Below are 10,096 nucleotides of genomic sequence, written 5' to 3' on the forward strand. Positions count from 1 at the left end.
GCCCCGGAGCTGCACACCGATGCGGTGGTGCAGAGCTACGCCCTGGAGCAGGTGGCAAAGCGGGCCAGGCGGACCTGCATCCTGCTGACCATATTGACCCTGGTGATGCTGGTCCTCCTCTTCCTGCCCTTTTTCCTGCTGTCCGCCCCCATCCTCTACCAGCTGGTGGGAAACCCCGCGGGCGGCAGCCTGCTTTACCTGGTACTGGAGATCCTGTCCACAAGCCTGACCATCCGGGCCTACCTGGCCTTCTTCCGGCTGCGCAGGCGGCTGGAGGGCGGGCAGCCGCCCCGGCGGGACGGGAGCTGGAAAAACGTTGTCCGCCGGCAGCGGGCGGTGAGCTGGATTGTCCTGGCGCTGTGCGTCTTTTACCTGGGGGCTCTGGCCATTACCGCCTCCCGGGACTGGGAGGGCCAGCTGGAGGGGCTGGGTAAGCCCGTCCCCACCCTGTCCCTGGCGGAGCTGGAACAGAATCCAGCTCTGGAGCCCCTGGCGGACGACCGCTGGGTGGACGGCCAGGATCGGAACAATTATGTTTCCTTCAACTGCACCCCGGTGGCGCCGGAGCAGTATGAGATCACCCAATGGCTCACCGACGGCGGAGACTATGAGCCCCGGCTCGTCACCCGCTGGTACCGGCTCTCCCTCCCTTTCCTGGCCGCTCCCCTGCTGGAGGAGCTGGTGGAGCAGTACACCCAGCACCACTATTTCCCCGAGGAGTACGACGTGGAGGAGGTCAGCCTTCCCGGCTTTGACCGGGCGGTACTGGCCACCGACACCGAATATCCCGGCCAGCGGCTCTTTCTGCAGCAGGGCAATGTGGTGGTCTATCTGTCCTACTCCGGCAATCAGAACCTGACCAGCCGAGCGGAGCTGCTGGAGGCGCTGGCCTCCTTTGCTGATTAGAACATTTGTTTGACTTTCCGGCGCTTCCGTGGTAGGATAAGGACAAAGGGGGCGATGGGATGGAGCGGGTGATTCTCCACTGCGATTTGAACAGCTTTTACGCCTCGGTGGAGCTGCTGGACCATCCGGAGCTGCGGGACAGGCCGGTGGCGGTGTGCGGCGACCCAGAGAGCCGCCACGGCATCATCCTGGCCAAAAACGAGTCCGCCAAGGCCTTCCAGGTCCAGACCGCCGAGACCATCTGGCAGGCCCGCCGGAAATGTCCGGATCTGGTGCTTCTCCCCGCCCACCACAGCAAGTACCGGGCCTACTCCAAAAGGGTCAACGCCGTCTATGAGCGGTACACCGATTTGGTGGAGCCCTTCTCCATCGACGAGAGCTGGCTGGACGTAACCGGCACTCTCCACCTCTTTCACACCGACGGCAGGGGGCTGGCCGACCAGATCCGCCGGGCGGTGCGGGAGGAGCTGGGGCTTACCGTGTCGGTGGGGGTGTCCTTCAACAAGGTCTTTGCCAAAATGGGCAGCGACTACAAAAAGCCGGACGCCACCACCGTCATCACCCGGGAGAATTTTCAGCAGCTGCTGTGGCCCCTGCCGGTGACCGACCTGCTCTTTGTGGGCCAGGCGGCGGCCAGGGTGCTGGCGGGCTACGGCGTGCGCACCATCGGGGATTTGGCCCGGTTTGACCGGGAGGCTCTGGGGGAAATTCTGGGCAAGGGGGGGCGCACCCTCCACGACTATGCCACCGGGGCAGAGCACAGCCCGGTGATCCCTGCCCGGGACATGCCGGGACCCAAGTCGGTGGGAAACGGCCTCACCTACCCCCGGAACCTGGTGGGGTGGGCGGAGCTGCGCACCGCCCTGTCCGAGCTGGCCGACGAAGTGGCCGCCCGGCTGCGCAAGCACGCCATGAAGTGTACCACGGTCCAGGTCACCATCCGGGACCCCAACTTCAAGGATATCTGCCGCCAGACGCGGCTGGCCGCCCCCACCTACGTCTCAAGAGACCTGGCGGAGGCGGCCATGGCGCTGGTGCAAACGGCGTGGAATGAGAAGTCCCCGGTGCGGGCGCTCACCATCACCGCCCAGAATCTGGTGGAGGAGGGGGACGCCGGGGAACAGATCAATCTGTTCGCCGCCGGCGCCGTCCCCCGGCGGGACAAGCTGGAGAAGCTGGAAAAGGCCATGGACGGCATCCGGGACAAGTACGGCCGTCAGGCCATCTCCTCCGCCTCCAACCTCCGGCGGGGAGACCGGCGGCCCATTCCCCCGGGACCGCCGGAGGAGATCAGGCCGCCGGGAGACACATCCGACCCGTCAGGATAGCGCCCCCTCCGGCGCCGCCCAAAAGGCGGTGCTCCACTGGGTTTTGGAGCCGTCGGGCCAGGTGTATTCCGCCGTCACGCCCAGCAGCAGGCGCTTGCCGGTCCACCAGCCCTTGTCCTCCAGATTCAGAGAGAAACCGAAGGCGGAGCGGACCTGGTCCAGCTCGTTGCCGCCGCCGCTGCCCCCCACAAAGACCCTGTCCACCACCGTGCCGTCCTCCTCCAGCAGACAGAGGCAGACCTGGCTGGACTGGAAACGAGGGGTAGGATCATTGATGGTGAGGATGGCGTCCCTGGAGAGGGTGCACAGCTCCATCTGATCCAGAATGGAAGCGTATACCGACGCTCCGCCCTCACAGACCGGCAGGACGGTTCCGCCGGAGGCCATCAGCGGCTCGGCCAGCACCTGACCCTCCCGGACGGAGGGTACCCGCAGCCGGAAGGCGTAGGTGGCCGAGCGGCTGTTAAAGCCCTCCTTCCAGGTATAGGTAAAAACCACGCCCCGCTCCTCCGTCCCCGTCCCGGCGGAATCCGCCCGGGGATGGAGGGCGACGGTGTATGTCATGGAGCCCTTGTTTCCCTCCACCCACTGCCCGTCCCGAAGCAGATAGTCGGTATAGACCCCCTCCTCGGGGCGGTACTGGTCAGCGACGGACAGGCTCACGTCGTGAACCCAGAGGTAATCGTCGGGAAACAGGGGGGCGTCCGCCAGCAGCGCCGCCGGGTCTGGGGGCGTCTCCCCGTCCCAGTCCGCGGCGGTGAGCTGCACCTGGCGGCTGTCAAGGGACAGGGTGACAACAGGGGGCGACGGGGGCAGGCCCGCCCCGCCGGTAGAGTCCGCCGCCAGCCACAGGCCGAGGCCCCCGGCGGCAAAAACCAGCACCGCCGCCGCCAGGACGGCGGGCCTGCGGTAGGCCAGAACCCCCTTCACCCGGCGGGACACGTCGTGTTCTCCGAAGGCGGCGGGCAGGCGGCTGGTCTCCGGGGCGGCCAGGGTCAGCAGGGCTCGGGCATAGCCGGTGCGCTCCCCCTCGGGCAGCGCGCCCAGCACCCCCTGGTCACAGGCGGCCTCCAAATCCCGGCAGAACAGCCGCCAGGCCAGCCACAGCACTGGGTTGAACCAGTGGACGGCCGCCGCCAGAAAGAAGAGGGGCTTCCACACAAAGTCTCCCCGGCGCAGGTGGCAGCGCTCGTGAGCCAGCACATAGCTCCGCTCCGGCTGGGCCAGGTTTTGGGGCAGGTAGATGCGGGGCGGAAAGAAACCCAGCACAAAGGGCGGGCCGGGCCGGTCACTCTCGAACACCCCGGACTCCGCCTCCACCGCCGTCTCCATCTGCTTTTTCAGCCGGAGGTGGGTGTGCAGCCACCAGCCCCACAGCAGAACCACCCCCGCCAGCCACAGCAGGGCCAGGGGCAGCAGGGGGGAGGGCCGGGATTCCGGCACCTCCGCGGGCTCCAGGGTGGTGACCTCCGCCGCCGAATCCTCCGGCAGGGGCTCCCCCGGGGAGAGGGCTGGGATTCCCGCCGTACCCGGCTGCTCCGCCGGCTCAGATGCGATTTCCGCCCGGACCGCCGGGGCAGGGCCTCCTCCACCAGGGCGGCGGCGCTCCAGGGGCTGGCAAAGCTGACGGGACACACCATGCGGAAGAGGACCGCCGCCCACAACAGCAAAAGCACAAAGGCGGGAGCTTTCAGCCGCACCAGCACCCACCGCAGGGCAATGACCGCCAGGGCGGTGAGGCCGGCGGCAAGGCTCATCTCCCCGATCTGCACCAGCAGCTCAGTCATGGCGCCCCTCGCTTTCGTCAATGAGCCGCCGCAGCTCCTCCGCCTCCTGGTGGGACAGCTTCTTCCCGCTGAGGAAGGCGGCCACAAAGCCGGGCAGGGAGCCGCCGAAGTTCTTCTCCACCGCCGCCTCACTCTCTCGCCGGAGCACCTGCTCCCGGCCCACCAGGGCGGTGACGGTGGCATTTTCGTTGCGCACAATCCCCCGCTCCCCCAGCTTGCGCACCAGGTTGAAGGTGGTGGACTTCTTCCACCCCAGCTTCTCCTGGCACAGCCGGGACAGAGCGGTGGAGTTGATGGGCTGGTGCTCCCATACCAGATCCATCAGCCGGTACTCCGCGTCAAATAGCTTGAAATCCTCCATGTGCTTCCCGCCTTCCGATTGGTTTGTCTAGAAAAACCTCTCCTTTGAGGCTAGTTTATCAGAACAAACCTCTCCTGTCAAGGCAAAAAACCGGCGCACAGCCTTTGCTGTGCGCCGGTTTGGCGTTTGCCTTGATTACTGCTCCCCCATCAGCAGGTACATGACTGCCTTCTGGGCGTGGAGGCGGTTTTCCGCCTCGTCAAAGATCTCATTGGCGTGGGCCTCGAACACCTCGGCGGTGATCTCCTCCCCCCGGTGGGCGGGCAGGCAGTGCTGCACCATGCAGCCTGGGTTGGTCAGGGCCATAATCTGGCTGTTGACCTGGTAGATGCCCTCAAAGGCGGCCCGGCGCTGCTGGGCCTCCCCCTCCTGACCCATGGAGGCCCACACATCGGTGAACATAGCGTCGGCGCCCACCGCCGCTTCTTTGGGGTCCCGGCAGAGGGTGAAGGTACCGCCGCAGCTCCGGGCAAACTCCAGCACCTTGGGGTCGGGGTCGTAACCCTCGGGGCAGGCCACAGCCACCTCCATGCCGGATTTCAGGCCGCCCACGATGAGGGAGTTGGCCATGTTGTTGCCGTCTCCGATGTAGCACAGCTTCAGCCCCTCCAGACGGGACTTGTGCTCCCGGATGGTCATCAGGTCGGCCAGCACCTGGCAGGGGTGGGCAAAGTCGGTAAGGCCGTTGATGACGGGGATGGCAGCGTACTTGGCCAGGGTCTCCACCTCCTCCTGGCCGAAGGTGCGGATCATGATGCCGTCACAGTAGCGGCTGAGTACCCGGGCGGTATCCTCAATGGGTTCGCCCCGGCCGATCTGGCTCTCCTTGCCGGAGAGGAAGAGGGCGTGGCCCCCCAGCTGGAACATGCCGGTCTCAAAGGAGACTCGGGTACGGGTGGAGTTCTTCTCAAAAATCATGGCCAGGGTCTTGCCCTCCAGGTAGTGGTGGGTCAGGCCGTGCTTCTGGTTGTACTTCATCTGGTCCGCAGTATCCAGGATCTTCACGATATCCGCCTGGGACAGGTCCAGCAGTTTCAGCAGGTCTTTTTGCATATCAGTCACCTCGATTATAAAGTTAGGCCAGAATTTCTTCCATAATGGCCAGGCCCTTGTCGATTTCCGCCATGGTAATGGTCAGCGGCGGCAGAAGGCGCAGGGCGGAGCCCGCCGTCAGAATCAGCAGGCCGTGGCGAATGAGCCGGGCGGCCAGCACCTTGTTGCTCTCCTCGCCCTGTACCTCCACGCCGATCATCAGGCCCAGGCCCCGGGTCTGGCCCAGGCTGGACAGACCCATGCGCTCGATACGGGCGCGGATGTACGCGCCCTTCTCCACCACGGCGGCCAGGGCGTCCTCGTCCAGAGTGTCCAGAACCACCTGGGCGGCAGCGGCGGAGACGGGGTTGCCCCCGAACGTGGCGGCGTGGGTGCCGGGACCCAGCACGTTCCGGCACCGCTCATTCACCAGGAAGCCGCCCATGGGCAGGCCCCCGGCGATCCCCTTGGCAAAGGACACCCCGTCCGGGATGATGCCGTATTGCTGGAAAGCAAACAGGCTGCCGGTTCGGCCCACACCGGTCTGCACCTCATCCACCAGCAGCAGCCAGTCCCGCTCGGCACACAGCACCGCCAGGTCGTGGACGTAGGCCGGGTCCATGGGATAGACGCCGCCCTCACCTTGGACCAGCTCCAGCATGACGGCGCACACATCGTGGCCCGCTACCTCCTGGATGGCGTCAATGCTGCCCGCCTCGGCGTACCGGAAGCCGTCGGTAAAGGGGAAGAAATAGTTGTGGAACACCTCCTGACCGGTGGCGGTGAGGGTGGTGATGGTGCGGCCGTGGAAGGAGTTTTTCAGGGTGAGGATGGTGCCTCTCCCCTTTCCGTACTTGTCGAAGGAGTATTTCCGGGCCATTTTAATGACTCCCTCGTTGGCCTCCGCCCCCGAGTTGCCGAAAAAGACCGCCGCCATGCCGGTGCGCTCACACAGCTTCCTGGCCAGCTGGGCGTAGGGCTGGGAGTAGAACAGGTTGGAGATGTGACCCAGCTTCCTGGCCTGGGCGGTGATGGCCTCCACCCATTTCTCATTGCCGTAGCCGATGGAATTGACCCCGATGCCGGAGGAGAAGTCGATATACTCCTTTCCTGCCAGATCATACAGGGTGGCGCCCTTGCCGTGGTCGATGTCCACGTCGAAGCGGCCGTAGGTCTGCATGGTATACTGGTGGTCCAGGGCCACCAATTCGTTGTGATCCATGGTCGGTATCCCCTCCTTACAGCAGCATGGTGCCAATGCCCTCATCGCTGAGCAGCTCAATGAGGATGGAGTGCTGGATGCGGCCATCCAGGATGACCGCGTCCTTCACCCCGGAACGCACCGCCTCCACACAGCAGTCCACCTTGGGAATCATGCCGCCCTTGATGATCCCGTCCTTCACCAGGCCGGGGACCTGGGACAGCTTTACCACCGGCAGCAGCGTGCTCTCATCCTTGGGGTCCAGCATCAGGCCCCGCACATCGGTGAGGAGAATCAGCTTCTCCGCCCTCAGGGCCGTAGCCAGGCTGGCGGCGGCGGTGTCGGCGTTGATGTTGTACGCCGTCTCTCCGTCCACTCCCTGGGCCACGGTGGACACCACCGGGATGTATCCCTTCTCCAGGCAGTCCACCACCGCCTGAGGCTCCACAGCGGTGATTTCCCCCACCAGGCCATACTTTTCATCCAGCTTTTTGGCCTGGAAAAGGCCGGCGTCCATGCCGCACAGGCCCACCGCCCTGCCTCCCAGCCGGTTCAGGGTGGCCACCAGGTTTTTGTTCACCTTGCCGCACAGCACCTGCTGCACCACGTCCATGGTCTCCTGGTCGGTGTAGCGCAGGCCGTCCACAAATTTGGACTCCTTTCCGATTTTGCCCAGCATCTCGGTGATCTCCGGCCCGCCGCCGTGGACCACCACCACCCGCACACCCACCAGGTGGAGGAGAATAATGTCGGAAATCACCGCCTGACGCAGGGTTTCGGAGATCATGGCGTTGCCGCCGTACTTGACCACTACCGTCTTGCCGCTGTACTTCTGAATATAGGGCAGGGCCTCGGCCAGGACCTGCGCCCGCTCCACGTGTGAATAGGACATGTTCCGCACCTCTCCGTTACGTCCGGTAGTCGCCGTTGATTTTCACATAGTCGTAGGTCAGATCGCAGCCCCAGCAGGTGGCCTCGCACTCCCCTTCATGGAGGTCTACCTGGATGATCACCTCGTCCTGGGAGAGAATGCTCTTGGCCGCCTCCTCGTCAAAGTCCACGCCGGCTCCCTGCTCACACACCAGGATCTCCCCCACCGCGGAGGCAAAACGCACATCCACAAACTCCGGCCGGAAGGGGGCCTTGGAATAGCCCATGGCGCACAGCACCCGGCCCCAGTTGGCATCGGAGCCAAACATGGCCGCCTTCACCAGGGCCGAACCCACCACCGCCTTGCTCAGGCGCTCGGCGCTTTCCTCGCTGCGGGCGTCCCGCACGGTGCAGGTGATCAGCTTGCTGGCTCCCTCGCCGTCGGCGGCGATGTTCCGGGCCAACTGCTCAAAGACATGGTAAAGGGTCTTGTAAAAGACGGTGTAATTGTCATCCTTCCACTCGATAAGCTCGTTGCCCGCCATGGCGTTGGCCAGCACCACGCACATGTCGTTGGTGGAGGTGTCTCCGTCGATGGTCACCCGGTTGAAGGTGCGGGGAACAATCTCGTGGAGGGCGTCGGTGAGCATCTCGTGGGTGATGGCGCAGTCGGTGGTGACAAAGCACAGCATGGTCCCCATGTTGGGGTGAATCATACCCGAGCCCTTGGCGATGGCGCCGATGGTCACCGTCTTGCCCCCGATGGTGCAGCTCACGGACAACTCCTTTTTCACCGTGTCGGTGGTCATAATGGCGTTGGCCGCGGCGTCCGAGCCGTCCTTGGACAGGGCCGCCGCCGCCTGGGGCAGGCCGGCGGCAATGGCCTCCATATTCAGTTCCTGGCCGATGACGCCGGTGGAGGCCACCACAAAGTCGCTGGCCTTCAGGCCGGTGGCCTGGGCCGCCAGAGCACACATCTCCTCAGCGTGCTCGTGGCTGTTGGGGGCGCATGCGTTTGCGTTGCCGGAGTTGGCCACGATGGCCTGGGCCTCTCCGTTCTCCAGGTGATCCATGGTGACATACAGGGGGGCGGCCTTCACCCGGTTCATGGTGTATACCGCCGCCGCCACACAGGGCTGTTCAGATACGATGAGGGCCAGGTCCTTCTTGTCCTCCAGCACCTCGGGCATTTTGCTCATAGGGGGCTGGTTTCCGTCTCCCTTGCCCTTCTTCACGCCGCAGTGAATGCCGGAAGCGGTAAAGCCTTTGGGGGCAGTAACCCCGCCGGGGATCTGTTTCATATCGCTCACTCCTCAATCAATCAGGATGGCGGACCGACGGGGGACATCGGTCCTTGGAATTTTCCTACTTACAGCGCCAGGCCGCAGGTCTCTTCAAAGCCCAGCATCAGGTTCATGTTCTGCACCGCCGCGCCGGAGGCTCCCTTGCCCAGGTTGTCAAACCGGGCGGTGATGATGCTCTGCCCCTCATGGCCGCTGACGGTGAGTTCCAGCCGGTCGGTACCCGCCAGGGCGTTGGCCGCCAGGTAGGCACCCTCCTCTGTATAGGGAGTTACCGACACCAGGGGCTGCCTGGCGTAATAGGTCATCAGGATCAGGCTCAGCTCCCGGGCGGTGGGCTGGCCCACCAGATAGCGGTTGTGGAGATAGATGGTGGTGGCCATGCCCTTGTAGTAGTCGTCCACCACCGGGGTGAAAACCGGCGGCTGCTCCAGCCCGGAGAGCTTCTGCATTTCCGGCAGGTGCTTGTGCTTCAAAGTGGTGCCGTACACCCTGGGGCTGTACAGCTCCGCCCCTTTGTCCCCGCCCTCGTACTGGGCGATCATCTTCTTCCCGCCGCCGGAATAGCCGGTGAGGGAACAACAGGTCAGGGGGTAGTCCCTGGGCAGCACCCCCATGGACACCAGGGGGGCCGCCGAGGCCAGAAAGCCGGTGGCGTGGCAGCCGGGATTGGCCACAAACCGCGCCTTCCCAATGGTTTCCTCCGGCTTCTTGTACAGCTCCGGGAAGCCGTACACCCAGCCGGGGGCGGTGCGGTGGGCGGTGGAGGCGTCAATCACCCGGGTGCGGGAATTCTCAATAAGGCCCACCGCCTCCACCGCCGCGGCGTCGGGCAGGCAGAGAAACACCAAATCGGCGGCGTTGATGAGGCGCTTCCGCTCCGCCAGATCTTTCCGCTTGTCCGGGTCAATGACCAGCAGCTCGATATCCGCCCGGCCGGAAAGCCGCTCATGAATTTGCAGGCCGGTGGTCCCCTCCTGCCCGTCAATAAATACCTTGGGCTTACTCATGCCGCCGCGCCTCCACAAAAGCCTGGATGGAGGCGATCTGCTGCTCCACCGCCTCCTTGGCGGGGCCGCCGCAGACCTTGCGACCGTTGACGCAGGTCTTCAGCTCCAGGGCCTGGTACACGTCGGCGTCGAAGAGATTGGAGATGGAGCGGAAGTCCTTCAGAGGCAGGGTGTCCAGAGTCTCCCCCGCCTTGATGCACATGTTCACCAGCCGGCCCACGATCATATAGGCCTCCCGGAAGGGCATCCCCTTCTTGGTCAGGTAGTCGGCGCAGTCGGTGGCGTTGATAAAGCCGCCGG

The 10,096-nt window shown here is 64.7% G+C and carries 10 protein-coding genes and 1 pseudogene; 2 read left to right on the top strand and 9 right to left on the bottom strand.

Translation table 11 applies throughout. The features are described 5' to 3' along the window. On the top strand, positions 1–906 hold a 906-nt coding region (locus Q0J74_RS08275; RefSeq protein WP_297213176.1), incomplete at its 5' end, for a hypothetical protein. 59 nt (positions 907–965) lie between these two features. Beyond that, the gene (dinB, locus tag Q0J74_RS08280; protein WP_297213179.1) at positions 966–2,234 is read left to right on the top strand and encodes a DNA polymerase IV; all 1,269 of its coding nucleotides are present in this window, start codon (positions 966–968) and stop codon (positions 2,232–2,234) included. On the opposite strand, the gene Q0J74_RS08285 is transcribed toward dinB, so the two are convergent. From Q0J74_RS08285 to Q0J74_RS08325, 9 genes and pseudogenes are all read right to left on the bottom strand, one after another. Next, the gene (locus tag Q0J74_RS08285) at positions 2,226–3,677 is read right to left on the bottom strand and encodes a M56 family metallopeptidase (RefSeq protein WP_297213182.1); all 1,452 of its coding nucleotides are present in this window, start codon (positions 3,675–3,677) and stop codon (positions 2,226–2,228) included. The genes dinB and Q0J74_RS08285 overlap by 9 nt on opposite strands. Further along, on the bottom strand, positions 3,575–4,021 hold the full coding sequence (locus Q0J74_RS08290; protein WP_297213185.1) for a hypothetical protein: 447 nt from the start codon (positions 4,019–4,021) through the stop codon (positions 3,575–3,577). Before Q0J74_RS08290 ends, Q0J74_RS08285 begins: the two co-directional genes overlap by 103 nt. Beyond that, a complete protein-coding gene (locus Q0J74_RS08295) occupies positions 4,014–4,382 on the bottom strand; it encodes a BlaI/MecI/CopY family transcriptional regulator (protein WP_297213188.1) in 369 nt (122 codons plus the stop codon). The genes Q0J74_RS08290 and Q0J74_RS08295 overlap by 8 nt, the downstream gene beginning before the upstream one ends. Positions 4,383–4,517: 135 nt before the next feature. Next, a complete protein-coding gene (gene argF / locus Q0J74_RS08300) occupies positions 4,518–5,435 on the bottom strand; it encodes an ornithine carbamoyltransferase (RefSeq protein WP_297213191.1) in 918 nt (305 codons plus the stop codon). 22 nt (positions 5,436–5,457) lie between these two features. Continuing rightward, entirely contained in the window at positions 5,458–6,636 is a 1,179-nt protein-coding gene (locus Q0J74_RS08305; RefSeq protein WP_297213194.1) for an aspartate aminotransferase family protein, read from the bottom strand. Positions 6,637–6,652: 16 nt separating this feature from the next. After that, positions 6,653–7,507 (bottom strand): acetylglutamate kinase, encoded by an 855-nt coding sequence (gene argB / locus Q0J74_RS08310; protein ID WP_297213197.1) that lies wholly within the window; start codon positions 7,505–7,507, stop codon positions 6,653–6,655. A 16-nt stretch (positions 7,508–7,523) separates the two neighbouring features. Then, positions 7,524–8,786, bottom strand: a complete 1,263-nt coding sequence (argJ, locus tag Q0J74_RS08315) for a bifunctional glutamate N-acetyltransferase/amino-acid acetyltransferase ArgJ (RefSeq protein ID WP_297213200.1) — start codon at positions 8,784–8,786, stop codon at positions 7,524–7,526. Between the two features lie 68 nt (positions 8,787–8,854). After that, a complete protein-coding gene (gene argC / locus Q0J74_RS08320; RefSeq protein WP_297213203.1) occupies positions 8,855–9,796 on the bottom strand; it encodes an N-acetyl-gamma-glutamyl-phosphate reductase in 942 nt (313 codons plus the stop codon). Beyond that, positions 9,789–10,096 (bottom strand): annotated as a pseudogene (locus Q0J74_RS08325) (argininosuccinate lyase); the annotation flags it as partial. The pseudogene Q0J74_RS08325 and the gene argC, both read right to left, overlap by 8 nt.

It is taken from the genome of uncultured Flavonifractor sp. (assembly GCF_944387675.1).
In the GTDB taxonomy this organism is placed as follows: Bacteria; Bacillota; Clostridia; order Oscillospirales; family Oscillospiraceae; genus Flavonifractor.